Genomic DNA, 22406 nt, shown 5'->3' with positions numbered 1-22406 from the left:
CTCAAACTCCTACTGTAGCACCATATTGTTTACCAACAGCCGCCGCCATTAGCATCTCTTGTGTGACATTATTGGCAGAAAACTCACCGCTGATACGACCTTCATGCATAACTAAAATGCGGTCACTCATTCCCATTACCTCTGGCATTTCTGAAGAGATCAAAATGATGCTTAATCCCTCTTGTTTAAACTTATTAATTAATTGGTAAATCTCTTTTTTCGCCCCCACATCGACACCGCGGGTAGGCTCATCAAGAATAAGCACTTTAGGACGAGTCATTAGTCCGCGAGCAATAGCGACTTTTTGCTGATTACCGCCTGATAAAAAACCAATGATCTGATTGATGGACGGGGTTTTTATGTTGAACAATTTAATAAAGTCACTGACAGTTAATTGCTCTTCTTTATGATTTAAGATCCCCATAGTGCGACTAAAATAAGGTAGCGCCGTCAGTGACATATTCTCTTTTACTGACATACCTAGCACTAAACCATCGCGTTTTCTGTCTTCAGAGATATAAACAATACCTTGGGCAAGTGCATCTGCAGGCTTTTTGATCTGACAAATTTTACCTTCTAACGCCACGCTACCTTGTGTTTTTGGCAATGCACCGTAAATCATTTTCATTAATTCAGTACGGCCTGCGCCCATTAACCCTGAAATACCTAAAATTTCATTTTCATATAGGGAGAAGCTGACATCATGTATATCTGCACCACTTAAGTGAGAGACATTAAGTTTAGTTTTTCCTGCAGGAATATGGATGCGAGGGTATTGATCTTCTAATTTACGGCCTACCATCATTTCAATAAGAGTCTCTTCTTGTAATGAAGAAACGGGCTTTTCGCCAATAAATTGACCATCGCGCAACACAGTTACATCATCACAAATATCAAAAATTTCTTTTAATCGATGTGAGATATAGACAATGCCACAACCTTGATTTCTTAATTCAGTTATCACACTAAACAGAGAGCGAGTTTCGGTGTCTGTCAATGCATCTGTCGGTTCATCCATAATAATCACTTTAGAGCCAAAACTGAGTACTTTGGCAATTTCAACCATTTGCTGATCACCAATGGATAATTCAGAAACTAAGCGATGACTGCGATAAGGAAGGTTTAAGCGAGCAAGTAATTTATCCGCTTCTGCATACATTTTTTTCCAATCAATGGCACCAAATGCACGGGTAAACTCGCGACCTAAAAAGATATTTTCTGCAATGGTTAATTCAGGGATAAGATTGAGTTCTTGATGGATAATACCTATTCCGGCTTCTTGAGAAGACTTAGGACCATTAAAAGAGCAACGTTCCCCTTGATAAATAATTTCACCTGCGTCTTTTTGGTAGATACCTGTTAGCACTTTCATTAGTGTGGATTTACCTGCGCCATTTTCACCAACAAGTGCCATCACTCGGCCAGGATAAATTCGTAACGTCGCACCAGATAATGCTTTTACGCCTGGAAATGATTTATCAATATTTTTTAATTCAAGTAATGCTTCCATATTGGCCTCAGAAAGTCACACCAGAAAACAGCACGATATTGGCATAAGGAGAGCATTCACCTGTTCTTATCACCGCTTTATTATCTGGAAGTTGTGTTTTAAATTCTTCATGAGTGACATAAATGATCTCGATAGGTTTTTTTTGTTGTTGTTCTAATAAATGCAAATAACGGGTTATCTCACTAAAAAGAAGTGGGTTTATATTTTTAATTTCTATGGCAAGCATAACGGCTTCGACTTGCATTTCATGGGTGATCGTTTGTAACACTGACATAAAGTCAGGGATCCCCTGAGTTAAAGCAAGATCGATACGCTCAACAGAGGAGGGTATGGGTAATCCAGCATCTGCAATCGTTATTTTGTCAGTATGTCCTAAACGTGCAATTACGCTAGAAATTGAACTATTAAGTAATACACCTTTTTTCATCTTTGCCTCCTCAGCGAAACGTTTCGCTGTTCTACATAGTAGGAAATGAAAATAGGAAAACAAGTTGGATTTATTTATATTGTGAGGGTGATCGAAACGTTTCGTTAAAGGAAAGAAAAAAGGAAAAATCTAACTGATTGAATCAATTAACGCTGAATGGATTCAATTTTAAAATTGATAAATTACAGTTAATTTCATTAAAAAGTGATCTTTAACAAGATTTGAAAATAATTAAAAAAGAAAAGAAATAAGGGCAGTTTTTACAAGAAAATAAAGTCAGAATTTATTAACCTTATCAAAAGTCTCTCCGGCTTTACAAGCAAGAGAGACTTTTGGAATATTAGCTCAAAGAATGAGCCTGATAAGCTTTAATCGATTTTTCAATGCCTGTTGCATCAAGTCCTAAATCGGCTCTGATCTCTTCTTGTCCACCTTGTGGCACAAAAAGATCAGGTAACCCTAAATTGAGTACGGGCACTAAACAACGCTCTTGCATTAATAACTCGTTAACGCCGCTACCTGCGCCACCCATAATGGCATTTTCTTCTAAGGTGACCAGTATGTCGTGTTGTTTGGCAAGAGAAAGGATCAGTTCTTTATCTAGTGGTTTGATAAAGCGCATGTCTGCAACTGTTGCATCCAGTTTTTCTGCAACATCTAAGGCTTCGGGTAATAAGGTTCCGAAGTTTAAAATTGCAATACTTTTACCTTGGCGACGAATAATACCTTTTCCTATAGGAAGTTCGCTCAGCGGTTGTAATGGCGCACCAACCCCTGATCCTCTAGGATAACGTACAGCGACAGGCCCTTCTTGATAATGGTAACCTGTGTGCAACATTTGGCGACACTCATTTTCATCGCTAGGTGCCATAATAATCATATTAGGGATACAGCGTAAGAAAGAGAGATCAAAAGCTCCTTGGTGGGTCTGACCATCCGCACCAACAATGCCACCACGATCGATAGCAAAGAGTACCGGGAGTTTTTGGATAGCCACATCGTGGATCACTTGATCATAAGCGCGTTGTAAGAAGGTAGAGTAAATAGCCACGATCGGCTTATAACCACCAATGGCTAATCCAGCAGCGAAGGTGACGGCGTGTTGCTCCGCAATTGCGACATCAAAGTATTGTGCGGGGTACTCTTTAGAAAAGCGCACCATACCAGAGCCTTCACGCATAGCAGGGGTGATTGCCATTAATTTTTCATCAGTGGCGGCTTCTTCACATAACCAGTCCCCAAAAATTTTTGAAAACGTCGGGCGTGCATTCGGGCTTTTAGGTAAAGTACCGGTCTTCGGATCAAATTTAGGTACCGCATGCCAACTGATTGGATCTTGCTCTGCGGGAGCGTAACCCCGACCTTTTTTGGTCATAATATGTAAAAGTTGCGGCCCTTTTAGATCGCGCATATTCGTGAGCGTTTGTACTAAAGCAATAACATCGTGACCATCAACTGGACCAATATAGTTAAAACCTAACTCTTCAAACATGGTGCCGGGCACAACCATGCCTTTAATATGTTCTTCTGTCTTTTTCAGTAATTCTTTAATTGGGGGAATACCAGAAAAGACTTTTTTGCCACCTTCACGTAGCGTGGTATACAGTTTGCCAGATAGAAGTTGTGCAAGGTGGTTATTTAGTGCCCCGACATTTTCTGAAATCGACATTTCATTATCGTTAAGTACCACTAGCATATCTGGATTAATATCACCGGCATGATTCATGGCTTCAAATGCCATTCCTGCAGTAATTGCACCGTCACCAATCACACAAACAGTCTTTCTGCCTAGGTTTTCTTGCTCTGCAGCAACAGCCATACCCAGTCCAGCACTGATAGAGGTGGATGAATGACCAACACAGAGTTTGTCATATTCACTCTCATCACGCCAAGGGAAGGGATGTAAGCCGTTTTTTTGACGAATAGTATCAATGCGATCACGACGACCCGTTAATATTTTATGAGGATAAGCCTGATGGCCCACATCCCAAATCAGATTGTCAAAGGGAGTTTTATAAACGTAATGAAGCGCAACCGTTAACTCAATAGCACCTAAACCTGAGGCGAAGTGACCACTTGAGCGGCTGACACTGTTAAGAAGATATAGCCTTAGCTCATCACAGAGTTTAGGTAAACTCTCTTTTGGTAATAGGCGTAAATCTTCGGGTGTTTCAACCAACGCCAATGTGGGATATTTTTCGATATCAATGCTCATGTGATGCCTATTAATTAATGACTTGTAATAGGGAAAGAGCAGGTAAGCTGCTCTTTTTATTTTTTATTAGTTTTTCCGTTCTACGATAAAATTCGCTAATTGTTTTAGCGTAGAGGTATCGTACTCGTATTGTTCAAGAAACGCTAAGGCATCCAATGCTTCGTTATACAATTCCTGTGCTTTCTTTTGTGCTTGTGCTAAACCAAGTAGAGCCGGATAAGTACTTTTTCCAGCTTCTTGATCACTTCCCTGTCGCTTTCCAGTCTCTTCAGTGCTCCCAATAACATCTAAAATGTCATCCTGAACTTGGAAAGCCAAGCCTATAGAGTGGGCATATTTATCCAGTGCAGGTAACACATCGTGCCCTTTTTGCCCTGCGCTAAGTGCCCCTAGGCGAACCGCTGCACGAATTAATGCACCTGTTTTATGTAAATGAATTTTCTCAAGAGCGACAAGATCAATTGATTTATCTTCGGCATCAAGATCAAGTGCCTGTCCACCACACATACCCGCTAAACCACTGGCTGTGGCTAATTCAGCAATCATGGCTACGCGATCGGCAATGGCGACATCAGGCATCGCATTTTTGGCTAAAATTTCAAAGGCCAAGGTTTGTAATGCATCACCCGCTAAAATGGCATTGGCTTCGCCAAACTCAATATGACAAGTGGGTTTTCCTCGACGTAAATCATCATTGTCCATTGCCGGTAAGTCGTCATGGATCAGTGAATATGCATGAATGCACTCAATAGCGGCTGCTGGCACATCAAGATTAGCAACAGGTACGTTAAACATTTCTCCTACCGCATAAACGAGAAATGGGCGTAAACGTTTCCCCCCCAAGAGTGCTCCGTAGCGCATTGCTTGGCTGAGTGGCATATCAGAAAAAGGCAACGTTTGTAGCGCTTGGTTGAGTGCTTCATCAACACGCTGATGTGCAGAATGTAATTTTTGACGGAACGCATCCGTACATAAAGTTGCGTTACTCAATTATTCAGCCTCTTGGATAAAATCATCAGGTGTAGCGTCATCATCCTCTTTGAGTAAGATGCGAACACGTTGTTCAGCATCTTGTAATGTTTTTTGTCCCACACGAGCTAAACGAACACCATGTTCGAACTCATTAAGGGCCTCTTCTAAAGGTAATTCACCTGATTCTAAGCGGTTAACTATTTGCTCAAGTTCTTGCATCGAAGCTTCAAAACTTGGAGTTTGCGTGGTGTCTTGGTTAATTGATGTCGTTTTTTTAGCCATAATATTTTTGATGAAAAGCATGTTAGCTGAATAATAGTGATCATCTTACTACAATTGAGAAGAAAATTTCTTATTCAGTCAGCGATTTTTGCGGGTGAGGCCTAAATATTGGTGATATACTTTGTGACTTTTATAAACTCCAGTCAATTAATATCACTGTAGTTTATGTCTCTACTTAATAACCTATGACCATTGACTATGAAGTTTATTATTAAATTATTCCCCGAAATCACGATCAAAAGCCAATCTGTTCGTATACGTTTTATCAAAATTCTGACCAGTAATATTCGCAATGTATTAAGTACATTAGGTGATGATATCACGGTTGTTCGCCACTGGGACAACATTGTGGTTGTCAGTAAAGACGAAAGTAAAAGCGAAGCGGTGTGTGATGCGCTAACTCGTATCCCAGGTATTCATCACTTTTTACAAGTTGAAGAGCATAGCTATACCGATTTACATAATATTTTTGAACAGACCTTTGCTGCCTTTGGTCATTTAGTTGAAAACAAAACGTTTTGCGTAAGAGCTAAACGCCGTGGTAAACACAGTTTTACTTCTAATGAAGTAGAGCGTTATGTGGGTGGTGGTTTTAACCAACACGTTGAAAGTGCAAAAGTAAAATTAACTCGTCCGGATGTGACCATTAATCTAGAAATTGAAGATGATAAGCTGATCCTAGTTAATGCTCGCTATGAAGGTATTGGTGGTTTCCCTATTGGTACACAAGAAGATGTATTATCACTTATCTCTGGTGGTTATGATTCTGGTGTATCAAGTTATATGTTGATGCGCCGCGGTAGTCGTGTTCATTACTGCTTTTTTAATCTTGGTGGTTCAGCCCACGAAATTGGCGTTAAACAAGTTGCACATTATCTTTGGAACCGCTTTGGACGCTCTCATAAAGTACATTTTGTTGCCGTTGATTTTGAACCCGTTGTGGCAGAAATTTTAGAGAAAATTGATGATGGCCAGATGGGGGTTGTTCTGAAACGTATGATGGTGCGTGCGGCATCTCGTGTTGCTGAGCGTTATGGCGTACAAGCTATTGTAACAGGTGAAGCATTAGGGCAGGTTTCTAGCCAAACATTAACCAATCTACGTTTAATTGATAATGCGACGGATACCTTAATTCTGCGTCCTCTTATCACACACGATAAAGAAAATATCATTAATATCGCTCGCCAAATTGGTACGGAAGATTTTGCTCGTACTATGCCAGAGTTTTGTGGTGTTATCTCCAAGAATCCTACAGTAAAAGCGGTTAAAGCCAAAATCGAAGCTGAAGAAGAAAAATTTGATTTTTCTATTCTCGATAGTGTTGTTGAAAATGCTAAGAATATGGATATTCGCCGTATTGCTGAAGAGACGGTACAGCAAGTAACAGAAGTTGAAATGGTCTCTGAGTTTGCAACGAATGACGTTGTACTGGATATCCGCTCTCCAGAAGAACAAGAAAACTCACCTCTAAAATTAGAGGGTGTAGATGTTAAAGAATTACCATTTTATAAATTAAGTACACAATTTGGTGATTTAGATAACAGCAAAACTTATTTGCTCTATTGTGAGCGAGGTATGATGAGTCGTTTACAAGCACTATATTTACGTGAACAAGGCTTTAATAACGTAAAAGTGTATCGTAAGAAGTAATATAGTTATTTTTTATGAAAGTCGTATTAATAATATAATAGAGATACCCCCCCAATAATTAGGATGCTAATATGATTTTGGGGGGATATATTAAAATACAGTGTTTATTAAAAATTATTTTGAAATTCTTCAGCCCTTTTTTCCAACTCTGCTAGGAATGATGTTTTTGCTAACTCGTGTGCATTAGGTGACATAATAGCAATAATTTGATATCTATTTGGGTAAAGCCAATGTTGACAATAAACTAAGTAATGATTTGATTTTCTTTGTATTTGAGGCATATTTTCATGCCACTTAGGTTCATTAGGTATTCTAATATGTATTTTAGAAATGAGAGATTGACATAATTTCGCACTATTTTCCCATTTACCATCAGCACCTAAATAACAAGATAATACTTTTTTTTCTTTCCAAAGTTTTAATAATTTAGCGTATTCATTAGCAATAGTTTTATTTTCAATATCAGGATGTATTGAAATTTCGATCATATTTATTAATGGTTATTAAATTTAGGTTTACTTAGACCTAACTTTTTATGCTCTGTTTGTATTAATCTTTGCATATCAGCACTTATTATATTAGGTTTCTTATTAGTTGTTTTTGATGGTTGATGAGTTTGTTCTATAAATGAAATAAACTCTGTTAATACACTCCGATAATGAGCTAAAGAACGACCAAATAAGAGTACACTTTGTTTTTTTTGTGTATCACTCTTTGGTAATGAAAGAAGAATATTTTTGATATCAGTTAAAGAATTATCTAAACGTTTTATACTTTTGTTTATTTGATAATAATCATCTTCATTAATAAAATAATGAGGAGGATTTATCCATTTCTCTTTTAAATGAATTAAATGTTTATTAATTGATTCGGCTAAAATATTCATTTTTTCAGTAGCTTCATCAATAGGGATAGCAACGAATTGGTTAAATTGCGCTGAACTGAAAGAATATTGGATATCCGGTGTAAATGATAGTTGGTTATGTTTGAAGCTTTCTGCTGGCACTGAGGCTAATCCCATAGAAATTAAAGTAACAAGTTTGGGTAAGTTCTTGTGATATTGGAGAGTTTTCATTATGCCTTATCCTCCAGAAGTTATTTTACATTTTAACCTGTTAGTATGTTTTTTGAAATCAAAAACAAGAAACAAACATTGAAATAAGTCTTAAAAATAGATTTATAACTATTAAATAATATGTTTATTAATAAGATTAGGTGTTAAGTAAGAGATCCTATATATGGTATTTACCTATCCCCAAGCCCAGTAAATTCATCTTGATAATTATAAATACCTGGTGGTAATACAAGTTGTTTAGCGACATCAGCTGCAACTGCTTTACCTTTTAGGCGCTCAATAATTTTAAGTGCGAAATCTATAGTGGTAGCAGGGGCTTGGCTAGTAATCAGATTGACTCTTTCGTCAAAGTAAACCCGATAATCAACCCATTTTTTAGGTTCGATTTTATCTTTTAAGCCGGGGAAACCTGTCATATTGCCTATTGGAAAGAGGTTATGAGACTCTAAGATGATCGCAGGAGCTGCGCAAATAGCGGCAACTAGTCTATTTTCACTGTGCATGCGGCGTACTTTTTCAACAACAAGAGGACTATCTCGTAAGGTTTCTGCACCTATTAATCCTCCGGGTAAAATAATGGCATCATAATGGTGATCAACAACACGAACTAATGGGACATCAGCAATTAATTTGATCCCTCGTGAGCAGGTGATCACTAAGTCATCAACATCATCTTCAGCACTAGCAAGTATGACCTTAATTCCAGCTCTAACGAGTAAATCAGCGGTGGTAACAACCTCTGTTTCTTCACTACCATTAGCTAGACAGATGAGTGCGGATATGGTCATAATTGCCTTCCTTCTGTTTTATAAATTGAAAAAGTCGCTTATTTTCGGGTAACACGAGTCCTTGCCCTGATGCCCTACGTAATAGATAGCCTGTAATATAATCGATTTCGGTATGGCGTTGATATTTCACATCTTGATACATAGATGAGTAATTATTAGCAGTTTGCTCTATGGTATCGATAATATAACCATGTAAATGTGATCTAGAGGTAGGTATAACACCTTCTCGCTCCATTACCTGATAAACTTCATCACAGACTTTCTGGATATGCTCAGGGTATTTTAATAAATCACCATTGCGACATTGATAAAACACCGTTAAAGGGTTGATAACACAATTTACGGCTAATTTTAGCCAGCTAATAGTATGAATATCATTGTGCCAAGCTACATCCGGTAAAGCTTGATGTAAAATTTCAGCTAAATAACCGTATTGACGTGCTGTTGTATTTAGTGGACCAATGTGGGTGATCCCTTCTGCTGTATGGAGCACTTTTTGATCTTGTTGATAAGCACCATGAGTGATTATACCTTGTAATATCGCTCTTTTAGTCGGTGTTTCAGGTAGGGTGAGCTCATCTAGTGTTCCCATACCATTATGGATCAGTAAAATCGGGCAATCAGCAGAGAGGTGAGGGATAAGTGCATTAACCGCGTCTGAAACTTGCCAAGACTTTAAGCAAACAAGCAGTAACTCACTGTGTTGTAGCCATGTTTTTTGGTTGGCTATAATGCGTTGTTGAAATGGGATACCATTAATGGAGTCAACGTTAACGTCAAAATCAGGTTGAGGTATTCTTAACCATCCTTGTACTTCATGGGCTTGTTGCGTTAATCCTGCAATCCAAAGTTTACCAATTGAACCACATCCTAATACGGTTATTTTCATCATTTTTCTCCTGCTAAATGGTAAACAGGCGCTCCATATTATTCATCTAACATTAACCTAATATTATTAACAGTTCGGTAATTTTATCAATGCAAATTGAGAGCTATATCAAATTATAACATCGTTTATCTTCACTTGCTGAAGCTATCTCTGCTTTGTTATATGGAAAGTCAAGAGTAATGACATGAGTATGGCTTTTTTGCTGAGTGAAAAACAGCTATTATTCAGGTTTGTTTTTATTTATTGAGGAAGAACGAATGCCATCTTTTGATATCGTATCTGAAGTTGACTTGCATGAAGTGCGCAATGCGGTAGAGAACGCACAACGTGAACTGACTACTCGTTGGGATTTTCGTAATGTTGAAGCAAGTTTTGAGTTAAACGAAAAAACTGAGTCAGTAAAAACAACTAGTGTATCTGAATTTCAGGTGCAGCAGTTATTAGATATTCTGCGTGAGAAAATGGCAAAAAGAGGGATTGATGGTGCTGTTTTAAATATCCCTGAAGAGATGACTCACAGCGGAAAAACATACAGTGTAGAAGCGACCTTAAAACAAGGTATTGATACTCCTTTAGCGAAAAAAATCGTTAAAATGATCAAAGACAGCAAATTAAAAGTACAAGCACAGATCCAAGGTGAGCAAGTACGAGTAACAGGTAAATCACGTGATGATTTGCAAGCTGTGATGAAATTAGTTAGAGAGGGTGAATTAGGTCAGCCTTTCCAATTTACCAATTTTCGTGATTAATGACGAAAGTATAAAAAAATGCGCTGTTTGGTTTATTCAGCGCATTTACAGGGTATATGAGGTTTAAACACCGAGCACTAACGATTCTAATGTCGCTCTTGGTGTCTGCTTGGTATCCACTTTAATATAAGCACTTTGTTCGTGTGCCATAATTACCACTTCATTAACACCAGGTTGTTGCTTAAATTTCTGCTCTAATTGTTGTTGTTGAGCATTTGATAAATGTGCCGGCAATTCTATACGTAAGCTACTAACATAAGGTGGTTGACGTAATGTTAAGCTAATGGCAAACCAAACTAAGCCAATCAATAAACATCCAGCAAAGACTGCTTGAGCATCGTAATGTTGGTAGAGCCATCCACCTAAAATACCACCTAATGCTACACCTAGAAATTGGCTGGTGGAATAAATCCCCATTGCTGTGCCTTTATAACCTGCTGGTGCTTCTTTACTAATTAATGAAGGTAGCAGTGCCTCCATAATATTAAAACCAATAAAGAATATCTGAATACCTAAAATAATTAGCCACAAGCTGGTTCCTGAAATCATAAAAATAGCTTGAGCAATAATCAGCAGAAAGATACACAGTAAGAACACTTGTTTCATTTTACGTTTTTTTTCTGCATAGATAATAAAGGGTAATACTGAAATAAAGGCAATCAGCATAGTGACTAGATAAACAACCCAATGTTTCTCATTAACTAATCCGGCATTATGCATGATCAAAGGAAGTGCGACAAAAGCGGCCATCAATAAAGTGTGTAGTGAAAAAATCCCGACATTAAGCTTTAATAATTGCGCATCAAATAAAACTTTTTTGACACTTCCTCGTACAAAACTTGATTCTCGATTAAGTATATGATGTTCGCTATTCGGTACGGTAATGAGGGTGATCATAATCCCGCCGAAAGCGAGTAGGGCAATGCCCCAAAATAGGCCTTGTAAGCCAAAAATATGTGTGAGTATTGGCCCTAAAACAAGGGCTAAGGCAAACGTAATACCAAAGCTAATGCCAATAAAGGCCATTGCTTTGGTTCTATTTTGTTCGCGGGTTAGATCAGATAACAGAGCCATCACTGCGGCAGATATAGCTCCAGCACCTTGTAATGCTCGCCCGATGATAATGCCATAAATGCTGTCACTTAAAGCAGCAATAATGCTACCAACAATAAAAATAATTAAGCCGAAAACAATCATTGATTTTCGGCCAAATTTGTCTGAGAAAAATCCAAAAGGAATTTGGAAGATTGCTTGAGTTAATCCATAAATACCAATAGCTAATCCAATTAGCGATTCTGTCGCATGTTGTAGTTGCAGTCCGTAGGTGGTTAAAACGGGAAGTACCATAAACATGCCAAGCATGCGAAGAGAGAAAACAGCTCCTAGTCCCCATGTCGCTTTGCGCTCTAATGGAGTCATTTTATTATCATTCATGGATTACCTCGTATTACTGATACCTCATTGTAATAGTATTTTGTCACGAGGTTAATCAATAAATGGGATACAAAAAAAGACGAAATTGTACTGATAAGGCTGAATGTGGCATTTAAACTAAAAATGCCAGTCATGATTGACTGGCATTAGCATTTTTTGCAATTGAAATTACATTATCTCAGATAAGCGAGAACCGTTTCTGTTGAACTGGTGGGATCAACAGACATCATTACACTTAATGATGTAATGGCAATGATAGAAAATATAAATAATTTTCTTGCCCACACTTTATCATTGGTTGCTTTATAACCAGATAATGCCATGCCCAACCACCAGATACTGACTGCAGAGGCAACAATCAGGTATTTATACCCTGCATATCCCACTAAAGTTAGCATCAGCGTTGCAATCATAAAGGCCAGAATATAGAGAATAATATGGCGCTTAGCGACTGAGATCCCTTTAATAACAGGTAATACGGGGATATTGGCTGCTTGGTAGTCTTTAAAACGGAAAATCGCAATGGCATAAGAGTGAGGCATTTGCCACAAACTAAAGATAAGTAATAAAATTGCTGCACCCGCATCAAATTCACCGCTAACAGCACAGTAGCCGATAACCGGTGGTGCAGAGCCTGATAAACTACCAATCAGTGTGCCATAAACAGATTTACGTTTCATATAGAGGCTATAAACCCCAACATAAATAATAAAGCCGAATACAGCGATAAACATTGCAAGTGGGTTGGCTGCTACATAGAGCAGCACAACACCTGCAATACCTAATACTGAGGCATAAATAAGGCTAATTTGCGGGTCGATTAATCCTTGAACTAATGGACGATTCTTCGTTCTTTCCATGATACGGTCAATATCACGGTCAATATAGTTGTTAAAAACACAACCAGAAGCAACGACCAGAGACACCCCAAGTAGAGTCGCGAAAAATAGGGGGTAGTCAATCTCGCCTTTTGAGGCGAGAAGGAAACCACCTATCACAGAAATTAAATTTCCGAAAATAATTCCTGGTTTGGTGACTTGTAGGTATTGCTTAATCATAGCGACAACTCTTAATCCATCATCATATTGATGTTCAGGTTGTACATAATCCACAGTGAGCCAATCACAACAATGCCGATAATCAACAAGGTGAATAGGAATGCGATAACGTTCCAGCGCTCTTCTGAGGACGTGTTCATATGTAAGAAACAGACTAAATGAACAACAATCTGTACGACGGCCATACCAACGACTGTCCATAAGATAGTTGAGGTTGTAGCTGTTCCTTCCATCACCATCCAAAATGGGATCACGGTGAGGATAACGGACAGAATAAAGCCAATCAGATAGGACTTCATGCTGCCGTGGCTTGCGCCTGAAGGAGAAGTATTTGGATGACTCATTACATCGCTCCCATCAGATAAACTACGGTGAACACACAGATCCAGACAACATCAAGGAAGTGCCAGAACAGGCTTAAGCAACTTAAACGAGTGCGATTAACATCAGTTAAACCACGGCGTGATACTTGGATCATCATAATAATAATCCAAACTAATCCCGCTGTTACGTGCAGACCGTGTGTTGATACTAAGGCAAAGAATGCCGATAAGAATGCACTGCGATCTGGGCCATAACCTTCAGCGATAAGTTCATGGAACTCATACACTTCCATTACCACGAAGCCTAAACCGAATAAGAAGGTAACGAATAGCCACAGATTGACTTGGCTAACACTACCTTTATTCATGCTAAGCATGGCGAAACCAAAAGTGATACTACTAAACAGTAGTAAGAAGGTTTCAACTAAAACAAAAGGCAGGCTAAAGATTTCTTTACCTGAAGGACCATCAGCAATCCCGTTAACAAGCACCGCATAAGTGGCGAATAAGCTGGCAAACAGGATAAGGTCGCTCATTAGATAGATCCAGAAGCCGAAAACTTTCGTCGCTCCTGCATCGTGGTGCCCATGATGCTCATGGGCGTTTGCGTTATTTAAAGTTTGAGTTGACATTATTTCACACCTGCTTTTTTCAGTTCTTCATAATGCTTATTCTCGATGGTTTCAATTTCAGGTACTTGGACATAGTAATCAACATCTGTATCGAAGCTTTTCGCGATCCAAGTGACTATCATTCCTGCGAAACCAACAATCGCTAACCACCAGATATGCCAGATCATGGCAAAGCCAAACACTAAGCTAAATGCAGAGATAATGACGCCTGCTGCGGTATTTTTTGGCATATGGATAGGTTCATATTTTGCAGGGCGCTGATAAGCAGTACCTTTTTCTTTCTGATCCCACCACTCATCACGAGCTTTCACTTGCGGTTCAACGGCAAAGTTATAGAAAGGTGCAGGAGAAGAAATTGACCATTCCAGAGTACGTCCACCCCATGGATCACCTGTTAAATCACGGTTTAAGTGGCGGTCGCGGATACTGACGTAAATTTGGATAACTTGGCAAACAATACCAAGAGCAATCAGAGCGGCACCACCAGCAGCAACCATCAGCATTGGGTGGAATTCTGGGTTGATATTTTGGCTTAAACGGCGAGTCATACCCATAAAGCCAAGGATATACAGTGGCATAAAGGCCATAAAGAAACCGATAAACCAGAACCAGAATGCGCGGATACCCCATTTTTCATTAAGCGTGAAGCCAAATGCTTTAGGGAACCAGTAAGTCATACCAGCAAAACAACCGAACACCACACCACCGATAATGACGTTGTGGAAGTGAGCGATTAAGAACAAGCTGTTATGTAATACAAAGTTTGCGCCAGGAACCGCTAATAGTACCCCAGTCATCCCCCCTACTGAGAAGGTGACTAAGAAACCGATTGTCCATAGCATAGGGCTTTTATACTCGATACGGCCCTGATACATGGTAAACAGCCAGTTAAAGATTTTAACCCCTGTGGGTATAGCGATGATCATGGTGGCTATACCGAAGAAGGCATTAACGTTGGCACCTGAGCCCATGGTAAAGAAGTGGTGTAACCAAACGATAAATGATAAGACGGTGATAACAACGGTCGCACCGACTAAAGAGGTATAACCGAATAGACGTTTTTTAGAGAACGTCGCGGTAACTTCAGAGAACACACCAAAGACTGGCAGAATAAGAATATAAACTTCTGGATGACCCCAAGCCCAAACAAGGTTGATGTACATCATCATGTTACCGCCCATATCATTGGTAAAGAAGTGTGTACCAAGATAGCGGTCTAACGTCAGTAGTGTGATAGTGACGGTTAAAATTGGGAATGCAGCGATAATCAGTACGTTAGTACATAATGCAGCCCATGAGAACACTGGCATTTTCATCATTGTCATGCCTGGTGCACGCATACGCAGGATAGTGGCGAAGAAGTTAACCCCCGTCAGAAGCGTACCAATACCGGATATCTGTAAACTCCATATCCAATAGTCGACCCCGACCCCAGGATTGTACTCCAAGCCCGAAAGTGGTGGGTAAGCTAACCAACCTGTTTGTGCGAATTCACCAATACCTAAAGAGATATTGATAAGCAGTACACCGACGACAAAGAACCAGAAACTCAGTGAGTTTAGGAATGGGAATGCCACATCACGCGCACCAATTTGTAAAGGTACAACAAGGTTCATCAGACCGACAACGAAAGGTGTTGCCATGAAGAAAATCATGATAACGCCGTGTGCGGTAAAAATCTGATCGTAGTGATGAGGTGGTAAGAAACCGGCTTCACCCGCTGAGGCGAGTGCCTGTTGGCTTCTCATCATAATGGCATCGGCAAAGCCACGGAACATCATGACCATTGCAACGATGATATACATAATACCAATTTTTTTATGGTCAACACTGGTTAACCATTCGCTCCATAGCCATTTCCACTTACGGAAATAGGTTAAAGCGCCAACAACAGCAAGACCGCCAAGAATGATGCCGATTAGGGTTACGACAACAATGGGTTCTTGTAGCGGGATTGCATCGAGAGTTAATTTTCCGAACATGCCTTTATTCCTCTGCTCCTGCATGTGCCGCGTGGCTCATGTTCATATTCATTGTTGCATCAGAGTGTTCAGTCTGATTGCTACCGGTGTGAGCGCCATGACCTGTATGACCAAATTTAGAGATGGTCTCTTGGAATAACATCGGCTTCACGCTTGAATAGTAGGTCACTGGATTTTTCTGGCTTGGTTTAGCAAGTTCATCAAATGCAGCGGTGGTATTTAACGTATCTGATGACTGTTTTACTTTTGCAACCCATGCATCAAAGCCTGCACGATCAGGTGTCGCAATGGCGGTAAACTTCATGTCAGAGAAACCGTGTCCGCTATAACTTGCTGACATACCTTGGTATTCACCTGGTTCATTAGCAATTAAGTGAAGTTTGGTTTGCATTCCAGCCATGGCATAGATTTGTCCACCTAAGCGCGGGATAAAGAATGAGTTCATGACAGAATCAGAGGTAATTTTGAAATTAACAGGAACATTGGTTGGGAAAGCCAGTTCGTTAACGGTTGCAATACCTTGTTCTGGATAGATAAACAACCATTTCCAGTCCATTGAAACCACTTCAATGGTAACCGGTTTCTCATCTGAAACTAGTGGTTTATAGGGATCAAGTTCATGGGTTGTTTTCCATGTGATGGTTGCCAATATCACGATAATGATAATCGGCACGGTCCACACGACAAGCTCAATTTTATTTGAGTGAGCCCAATTAGGGCGATAAGTTGCTTTAGTATTGGATTCACGGTAGCGATAAGCGAAAACAATCACCATCAGAATTACCGGTATCACAACAATCAACATTAAACCAAGCGCAATGAGGATTAATGTTTTTTGCTCAGCGCCGATAGCGCCTTTGGGATTCATTAACGCCATATCGCAACCACTTAAAAGAACAGCGGCTGCTAATAGCGAGAGTGTCCCAATACTTTTTATGTATTTCATAAGTCTCATCCAACGACCCAAATGATAAAGGTTCTATTGTTGTTTCATCAGTATCAGTAAGGACATTTTACGGTAAGGTTGCTACAGTGTAAACAATTGTAATGGTAAGTAAGTGATTGGTTAGTCTTTTGTGTTAATGTGATCACAAGTAATTAAACTATTAAATAAATGTTAATTTAATTATTGTGAATTAACTATAATTTCATAAAGTAGCATGTTTTTAAAATAAATACATATTTTTACAAAAAAAATTACAGCAAAAAGTGTAAGAAAACGTTTTTTGTCTAAAAAGTAAACACAGTACAGGTCTGAGGAGTATTAGAAAGCAAATTTCGTTTTATCTTGATGTTTCGTATCTTTATTTAATCGCTATATGATTTTTTATATCGCAGATTGATTGTTTGTTGAATATTTCTATTATAGAAGAAATTTTTTTATTAACTGCTAAAAATGACAAACAGCGAATAAAAAGTGATTCGCTGTCACAAAAATTAACAATTAGCCATCAGAAGTTATATTTTAAGCTATAGATCACACCATCTTGTAAAAAGTTTTCTCCTAACTTTTTATAAGCATAGCGGTATTGAATGCCTGTAGTAATGGAAGCCGTGGGGTGCCACCAAATAGCGACAGCTCCATTAAAGCCATTTTTTCCGCCATTGCCATAACGTTTATTACGATTAAACTCCATCTCATGCCAATTTGTGATGCTAAACTTTTGATTTACCAGGTTAAAATCGTAACCGGCAACCCAACCAACCACATAGCCATTATTTCCTGAATAATAAGTTTGATCGACATAATGTAAAGCTATAAAAGGTTTAAACCAGATATCTGCTAATTGTGTGTTATACCCAATACCATAAAGTGTATTAACCTCATGGAAATTACCGCCATATTCTTTTCCGGGCAGTGACCAAGTACCATATACATGGCCATAAAGGTTTAATCCACTGTCAGCTAAATAAATACGGCTAGTTCCTTTGACGGTATAGCGCTGATTATCGCCGGGCTGTGTTTGTCGATTATTAAAAGGATTTTCTAAGTCAAAAAAGCCATAAAACTCACCCCATGAAAAGTGGGCTCCCCCTTCAAGTTCTAAATAAGCAAAATCATCTTTATGGGAAGTTTGGCCTGTTTTATGGGTGGTATGTGTCGTCCAGTCAAGATAATTGATACTGATATTAGCAAATCCACCGAGATAATTAGCCTGTGCAGGTAAAGTGCATGTTGTTGTAATAAACAATAAAATTGATTTTCTTATCATAACGTATAATTAGTTTTTCTGTTGTATTGTTTGTGGTGTGAATTATTCTCACTGTTTGTTTTGATACTATAATTTATAAAGTGTTTTTTTATAGTGCTTTGTATCTAAAATATGATCATATTCTAGAATATTGATCTGGGTTTTCTTTATCGGAAGTTTAGTATTGATTAGTTTGTTTTTATTATTTTGGTATGTTAATGAAAAGAATATAGAGTGAGAGAAGAAGAATAATGATGGCAATAAGTTTTAATTAACAGAAATGACGAAGGTGAGGTGAAATATCTCACGACACCATAAAAAAGGGATAGTATCATGGCAGATAACTGTTTTTTTCTTATTAATTCGGAATTTTATTGTGACCTCATTTGCTGATCTTCATGCACTTCCTGCTGAGCAACTTACTAATCTTAATGAGCTTGGCTATTTAACGATGACTCCCGTCCAAGAAGCGTCTTTACCTGCTATTCTTGCCGGGAAAGATGTTCGAGCCCAAGCAAAAACCGGAAGTGGCAAAACAGCAGCTTTTGGTTTAGGTTTATTGCAACGTATTGATGCAAAACAATTTAATACTCAATCATTAGTATTATGTCCAACTCGAGAATTAGCTGATCAAGTCGCTAATGAGTTACGTCGACTGGCTCGTTTTCTGCCTAACATTAAAATTCTGACTCTGTGTGGTGGGGTGCCTTTTAGCATTCAACGGGATTCATTAATTCATGCTGCTCATATTATTGTCGCGACTCCGGGGCGTTTATTAGATCATTTAAACAAGCAGACTGTCACACTTGCTGATGTAAAAACATTGGTACTTGATGAGGCAGATAGAATGCTGGATATGGGATTTTTTGATGATATTAGCGACATCATTTCTCAAATGTCGGCACAACGTCAAACTTTGCTCTTTTCTGCAACTTGGCCGGATGAAATCGCTAAAATTAGTCGAAAAATTCAACAAGATCCTGTCACTATTGAGATTAATTCACCGGATGAATTGCCAGCGGTTGAACAACAATTTTATGAGATCTCCCGTTATGGCAAATTGGGATTATTACAAAAGCTTTTGAGTCATCATCAACCTAATTCTTGTGTGGTATTTTGTAATACCAAAAGAGATTGCCAAGATGTGTATGAAGCTTTGACCGAAAGCAACCAAAGTGTCCTTGCGTTACATGGCGATATGGAGCAAAAAGAGCGCGACCAAACATTGATCCGTTTTGCTAATGGTAGCTGTCGAGTGTTAGTCGCCACAGATGTCGCTGCGCGAGGCTTAGATATCAAAGCGCTAGAAATGGTGATTAATTATGAATTATCACACGATCCGGAAGTTCATATACATCGAATTGGACGAACAGCCAGAGCGGGAGAAAGTGGTTTAGCGATTAGTTTTTGCGCACCAGAAGAGATCCCTCGCGCCAATGCTCTGGAAGAAATGTTGAATATAAAACTGGATTGGCAATCAGCCCCTTCAGGTTTATCAATCACACCATTGGTTGCGACAATGGCAACACTATGTATTGATGGCGGTAAAAAAGCAAAAATGCGTCCAGGGGACATCCTTGGTGCATTAACTGGAGATTTAGGGTTTAGTGGAGAAGATATTGGTAAGATAAATATCCATCCAACTCATGCCTATGTAGCGGTAAAACAGTCCATTGCTAAACAGGTATGGAAAAGCCTTCAACAAGGTAAAATTAAAGGTAAATCAGTAAAAGTCAGACTGTTTAGATAATTTGTTATATCACCTATTATTTTCTGTTTGAGCATAAAGAGATAACATAGAAAAAGGACAGCCTAGGCTGTCCTTGAATAGATGATTGATTGAGGCAACTTAATTAGCTGTTTTTTTCAGTGCCAAGTAATCTAAAATAGTCCCGATAATTAAGCTAACGGCGCCAATAATGACACCATATAAGAAGAGTGTAGAAGTAAGCTCGCTTAATAATTCACTATTAATAGATTGTATAAAATCAACTGACTGAAACATCTCTAAATTTGGTAACGAATTAATAATAAGTAATATTAAGCTACACAAAAATAGTAATACGGCAAAGAGTAAACCATAAATCGCTAAACGGTATTGTTTAATAAATAATGTTCGTTGTAAAAATTCGCCAGTTTTTTGCGTATAAGTGAGTGTATTTTTAGCGATCATCAGCAAAATAATACCGGGAACAGAGGCAACAATAGAGAAAAGATAGAACGCTTCCCAGCCATGGGATTCTACATACCAGCCTGCAACAGGACCAACATAGACACGGCCGATAGCCGCTAAGGCGGAAAGAAGGGCGAATTGTGTTGCTGAAAAAGATTGATGGCATAGTGTCATTAGTAGAGCAACGAAAGCCGCCGTTCCCATACCACCACAAATATTTTCGAAAGCGATTACCGCTCCCATGCTATAAATATTTTGCTCAGAGATAGCTAAATACCAATAGCCGATATTTGACCCCCCTTGCAAAATACCAAAGATCATCAGCGCTTTGAATAAAGTCCAACGGCGCATTAATAAACCGCCTAATAAGGCTCCGACAATGGTTGCTGCCAATCCAAGCGTTTTATTGACTAATCCCACTTCACCTGCATCAAATCCGGCGCCACGAATAAGGAATGTGGTACTTAAGCTTAACGCAAAGGCATCTCCCATTTTGTATAGCACAATAAGTAGTAAAATTAACCATGCATTATTACGAGAGAAAAACTCATATAAAGGCTCTATAACGGCTTCATAGAGTGTACGTGGAGGTTTGACGGCGGTTTCTGGCTCCTGAGCTAATAGCGTGGCGATAATACCAATGCCCATTAAGGCAGCCATTAGCCAGTACATGTTTTGCCAGCCAATATATTTATCTGCAAGCCATAGCGCCATGCCCCCAGAAACCAGCATCGCTATTCGATAGCCCAGCACAGAGACTGCTGCACCTGTGCCTCGTTCATCGGCTTTTAGGATATCGGTTTTATAGGCATCAAAGACGATGTCTTGTGAGGCAGAACAGAAAGCGACGATGACGGCTAACGAGGCTAACCACCATAAATGATGGCTAGGGTTTAAAAAGCCCATACCCGCAATACCTAACACAAGACCGATTTGTGTTAATAACATCCATCCCCGGCGGCGGCCTAAGAATGAAGGTGTATAGCGATCCATAAACGGCGACCAGAGGAATTTAAACACGTAAGCTTGGCCAACCAATGAGAAAAAACCAATCGTTTTTAAATCGATATTTTCTACTGTCATCCATGCTTGTAAGGTTCCTGCTGTTAATGCAAGGGGTAAGCCCGAAGTGAAACCAAGTAACAGTAAAATAAAAGATTTATACCAAGTGGTCTGTTTAAAGGCGGCTTGAAGCATGCAAAATTCCTTTTAACGGCTTGTTTCTTGCTATCTTTACAAGCCGTTTTTTATTAATTAACGAGCGTTAGATTTGATGTATTGGCTGACGGAAGGATCTTTTGCCATATCACTGACAAGCTCAGATAAAACATTATTAATCGCTGCCGCTATTTTATCATTGGATGCGCCAAATGGGCCTTGTACATTGTAGCTAGTACGATAGGTTTTAGTGTTTGTGCTACCATTAGGCATGCTGACAACAACGGAAATATCTGCTTTAGCACTAATATTATGGCGTAGACTTCCTTCACTAATATCTGCGTTCAGTTTATTTATCACCACAATTACGTCAGCTGCGGCTGGAGAGCCAAAAGTATAGCCACGTGCCATCATCTGTTTTTGAACGATTTCTTGCATTAGAAAAGCTAAATCACGTGTGGGGACTAAAACCTCTAACTTACCATTACGACTCATTTCCGCTAAGTTTTTCGAAGGTCGTTTATCTTGGCTGGTGATACTAAGTGTAATTGGGCGCATAGTTGGATCTGATGGTGGTACAGACATCACTGGCTCAATCGATAATTTATTGCTTGGTGTTGCACATCCTGCCAGCAGTGTCAGCGCAAACACGGCACAAAGTAAATTTTTTATCATGATAGTGTCTCGATTAAGTAATTCTGCCGTTTTCTCAGCAGATAAGGGTGGCTATTTTGCCTATCATACCACTGCAAAAGCGTAGCTAATATCCCTTTAATGAACGAAATTATCTGATTTTTATCAATACGTTTTATCCAAAGCACCGTAAAACCCCGTCCTTCAGGTCGGGGATATAAGGCGCGGTTTTTTAACTAACTCGGTGTTTCCTGTCGCTCAATA

General features: G+C 39.1%; 21 protein-coding genes. 3 read left to right on the top strand and 18 right to left on the bottom strand.

Annotated elements, in window-relative coordinates; genetic code table 11:
- Position 1: 1 nt before the first annotated feature.
- The 5 genes from rbsA to xseB form a co-directional block, all read right to left on the bottom strand.
- Complete coding sequence (rbsA, locus tag HMPREF0693_RS09695; RefSeq protein ID WP_004245123.1) at positions 2-1510, bottom strand: ribose ABC transporter ATP-binding protein RbsA; 1509 nt, start codon at positions 1508-1510, stop codon at positions 2-4.
- Between the two features lie 7 nt (positions 1511-1517).
- Positions 1518-1937, bottom strand: coding sequence for a D-ribose pyranase (rbsD, locus tag HMPREF0693_RS09690; RefSeq protein WP_004245122.1), 420 nt, complete (start codon positions 1935-1937; stop codon positions 1518-1520).
- 340 nt (positions 1938-2277) lie between these two features.
- Positions 2278-4152: a 1-deoxy-D-xylulose-5-phosphate synthase gene (gene dxs, locus HMPREF0693_RS09685; RefSeq protein WP_004245121.1), complete on the bottom strand. Its 1875-nt coding sequence runs from the start codon at positions 4150-4152 to the stop codon at positions 2278-2280.
- 66 nt (positions 4153-4218) lie between these two features.
- Positions 4219-5142 (bottom strand): (2E,6E)-farnesyl diphosphate synthase, encoded by a 924-nt coding sequence (gene ispA / locus HMPREF0693_RS09680; RefSeq protein ID WP_004245120.1) that lies wholly within the window; start codon positions 5140-5142, stop codon positions 4219-4221.
- Complete coding sequence (gene xseB, locus HMPREF0693_RS09675; RefSeq protein ID WP_004247215.1) at positions 5143-5406, bottom strand: exodeoxyribonuclease VII small subunit; 264 nt, start codon at positions 5404-5406, stop codon at positions 5143-5145.
- A 198-nt stretch (positions 5407-5604) separates the two neighbouring features.
- Here xseB and thiI point away from each other — a divergent pair, with 198 nt between their 5' ends.
- Positions 5605-7056 carry a tRNA uracil 4-sulfurtransferase ThiI gene (thiI, locus tag HMPREF0693_RS09670; protein ID WP_004245118.1) on the top strand — a complete coding sequence of 484 codons (1452 nt, stop codon included), beginning with the start codon at positions 5605-5607 and terminating at the stop codon, positions 7054-7056.
- 107 nt (positions 7057-7163) lie between these two features.
- Here thiI and HMPREF0693_RS09665 read toward each other — a convergent pair whose 3' ends face one another.
- The 4 genes from HMPREF0693_RS09665 to panE form a co-directional block, all read right to left on the bottom strand.
- A complete protein-coding gene (locus HMPREF0693_RS09665; RefSeq protein ID WP_004245116.1) occupies positions 7164-7544 on the bottom strand; it encodes a type II toxin-antitoxin system YafO family toxin in 381 nt (126 codons plus the stop codon).
- 5 nt (positions 7545-7549) lie between these two features.
- Positions 7550-8131: a hypothetical protein gene (locus HMPREF0693_RS09660; protein WP_004245114.1), complete on the bottom strand. Its 582-nt coding sequence runs from the start codon at positions 8129-8131 to the stop codon at positions 7550-7552.
- Positions 8132-8301: 170 nt separating this feature from the next.
- Entirely contained in the window at positions 8302-8919 is a 618-nt protein-coding gene (gene yajL / locus HMPREF0693_RS09655) for a protein deglycase YajL (protein ID WP_004245113.1), read from the bottom strand.
- On the bottom strand, positions 8888-9808 hold the full coding sequence (panE, locus tag HMPREF0693_RS09650; protein ID WP_026164680.1) for a 2-dehydropantoate 2-reductase: 921 nt from the start codon (positions 9806-9808) through the stop codon (positions 8888-8890). The genes yajL and panE overlap by 32 nt, the downstream gene beginning before the upstream one ends.
- A 257-nt stretch (positions 9809-10065) precedes the next feature.
- Between panE and HMPREF0693_RS09645 the strand changes: the two genes are divergently transcribed.
- Entirely contained in the window at positions 10066-10557 is a 492-nt protein-coding gene (locus HMPREF0693_RS09645) for a YajQ family cyclic di-GMP-binding protein (RefSeq protein WP_004245110.1), read from the top strand.
- Between the two features lie 63 nt (positions 10558-10620).
- Here the strand turns inward: HMPREF0693_RS09645 and HMPREF0693_RS09640 are convergent, their stop codons facing one another.
- From HMPREF0693_RS09640 to HMPREF0693_RS09610, 7 genes are all read right to left on the bottom strand, one after another.
- On the bottom strand, positions 10621-11991 hold the full coding sequence (locus HMPREF0693_RS09640; RefSeq protein WP_004245109.1) for an MFS transporter: 1371 nt from the start codon (positions 11989-11991) through the stop codon (positions 10621-10623).
- Positions 11992-12164: 173 nt separating this feature from the next.
- Positions 12165-13049: a heme o synthase gene (gene cyoE, locus HMPREF0693_RS09635; RefSeq protein ID WP_017827760.1), complete on the bottom strand. Its 885-nt coding sequence runs from the start codon at positions 13047-13049 to the stop codon at positions 12165-12167.
- 11 nt (positions 13050-13060) lie between these two features.
- Positions 13061-13393, bottom strand: coding sequence for a cytochrome o ubiquinol oxidase subunit IV (locus HMPREF0693_RS09630; RefSeq protein WP_004245105.1), 333 nt, complete (start codon positions 13391-13393; stop codon positions 13061-13063).
- The gene (locus tag HMPREF0693_RS09625; RefSeq protein ID WP_004245104.1) at positions 13393-14004 is read right to left on the bottom strand and encodes a cytochrome o ubiquinol oxidase subunit III; all 612 of its coding nucleotides are present in this window, start codon (positions 14002-14004) and stop codon (positions 13393-13395) included. Before HMPREF0693_RS09625 ends, HMPREF0693_RS09630 begins: the two co-directional genes overlap by 1 nt.
- Complete coding sequence (gene cyoB, locus HMPREF0693_RS09620) at positions 14004-15986, bottom strand: cytochrome o ubiquinol oxidase subunit I (protein ID WP_012367478.1); 1983 nt, start codon at positions 15984-15986, stop codon at positions 14004-14006. Before cyoB ends, HMPREF0693_RS09625 begins: the two co-directional genes overlap by 1 nt.
- Before the next feature lie 4 nt (positions 15987-15990).
- Complete coding sequence (gene cyoA, locus HMPREF0693_RS09615) at positions 15991-16941, bottom strand: cytochrome o ubiquinol oxidase subunit II (RefSeq protein ID WP_004245101.1); 951 nt, start codon at positions 16939-16941, stop codon at positions 15991-15993.
- Between the two features lie 496 nt (positions 16942-17437).
- A complete protein-coding gene (locus tag HMPREF0693_RS09610) occupies positions 17438-18199 on the bottom strand; it encodes a nucleoside-specific channel-forming Tsx family protein (RefSeq protein ID WP_004245098.1) in 762 nt (253 codons plus the stop codon).
- 355 nt (positions 18200-18554) lie between these two features.
- Between HMPREF0693_RS09610 and dbpA the strand changes: the two genes are divergently transcribed.
- Entirely contained in the window at positions 18555-19928 is a 1374-nt protein-coding gene (gene dbpA / locus HMPREF0693_RS09605) for an ATP-dependent RNA helicase DbpA (protein ID WP_004245097.1), read from the top strand.
- A gap of 99 nt (positions 19929-20027) precedes the next feature.
- Here dbpA and ampG read toward each other — a convergent pair whose 3' ends face one another.
- Positions 20028-21548, bottom strand: a complete 1521-nt coding sequence (gene ampG / locus HMPREF0693_RS09600; protein ID WP_004245096.1) for a muropeptide MFS transporter AmpG — start codon at positions 21546-21548, stop codon at positions 20028-20030.
- 57 nt (positions 21549-21605) lie between these two features.
- Complete coding sequence (locus tag HMPREF0693_RS09595) at positions 21606-22184, bottom strand: YajG family lipoprotein (protein ID WP_004245091.1); 579 nt, start codon at positions 22182-22184, stop codon at positions 21606-21608.
- Positions 22185-22406 lie beyond the last annotated feature (222 nt).

The sequence above is a fragment of the Proteus mirabilis ATCC 29906 genome (genome assembly GCF_000160755.1).
Lineage (GTDB): Bacteria > Pseudomonadota > Gammaproteobacteria > Enterobacterales > Enterobacteriaceae > Proteus > Proteus mirabilis.
The sequence above is the reverse complement of the archived record's forward strand: the minus strand, read 5'-3'. Positions and strand labels throughout refer to the sequence as shown.

Coding starts and splice junctions, on each gene's coding strand:
- rbsA (WP_004245123.1), bottom strand. CDS start 1,510: ATGGAAGCATTACTTGAATTAAAAAATATTGATAAATCATTTCCAGGC.
- rbsD (WP_004245122.1), bottom strand. CDS start 1,937: ATGAAAAAAGGTGTATTACTTAATAGTTCAATTTCTAGCGTAATTGCA.
- dxs (WP_004245121.1), bottom strand. CDS start 4,152: ATGAGCATTGATATCGAAAAATATCCCACATTGGCGTTGGTTGAAACA.
- xseB (WP_004247215.1), bottom strand. CDS start 5,406: ATGGCTAAAAAAACGACATCAATTAACCAAGACACCACGCAAACTCCA.
- thiI (WP_004245118.1), top strand. CDS start 5,605: ATGAAGTTTATTATTAAATTATTCCCCGAAATCACGATCAAAAGCCAA.
- HMPREF0693_RS09665 (WP_004245116.1), bottom strand. CDS start 7,544: ATGATCGAAATTTCAATACATCCTGATATTGAAAATAAAACTATTGCT.
- HMPREF0693_RS09660 (WP_004245114.1), bottom strand. CDS start 8,131: ATGAAAACTCTCCAATATCACAAGAACTTACCCAAACTTGTTACTTTA.
- yajL (WP_004245113.1), bottom strand. CDS start 8,919: ATGACCATATCCGCACTCATCTGTCTAGCTAATGGTAGTGAAGAAACA.
- panE (WP_026164680.1), bottom strand. CDS start 9,808: ATGAAAATAACCGTATTAGGATGTGGTTCAATTGGTAAACTTTGGATT.
- HMPREF0693_RS09645 (WP_004245110.1), top strand. CDS start 10,066: ATGCCATCTTTTGATATCGTATCTGAAGTTGACTTGCATGAAGTGCGC.
- HMPREF0693_RS09640 (WP_004245109.1), bottom strand. CDS start 11,991: ATGAATGATAATAAAATGACTCCATTAGAGCGCAAAGCGACATGGGGA.
- cyoE (WP_017827760.1), bottom strand. CDS start 13,049: ATGATTAAGCAATACCTACAAGTCACCAAACCAGGAATTATTTTCGGA.
- HMPREF0693_RS09630 (WP_004245105.1), bottom strand. CDS start 13,393: ATGAGTCATCCAAATACTTCTCCTTCAGGCGCAAGCCACGGCAGCATG.
- HMPREF0693_RS09625 (WP_004245104.1), bottom strand. CDS start 14,004: ATGTCAACTCAAACTTTAAATAACGCAAACGCCCATGAGCATCATGGG.
- cyoB (WP_012367478.1), bottom strand. CDS start 15,986: ATGTTCGGAAAATTAACTCTCGATGCAATCCCGCTACAAGAACCCATT.
- cyoA (WP_004245101.1), bottom strand. CDS start 16,941: ATGAGACTTATGAAATACATAAAAAGTATTGGGACACTCTCGCTATTA.
- HMPREF0693_RS09610 (WP_004245098.1), bottom strand. CDS start 18,199: ATGATAAGAAAATCAATTTTATTGTTTATTACAACAACATGCACTTTA.
- ampG (WP_004245096.1), bottom strand. CDS start 21,548: ATGCTTCAAGCCGCCTTTAAACAGACCACTTGGTATAAATCTTTTATT.
- HMPREF0693_RS09595 (WP_004245091.1), bottom strand. CDS start 22,184: ATGATAAAAAATTTACTTTGTGCCGTGTTTGCGCTGACACTGCTGGCA.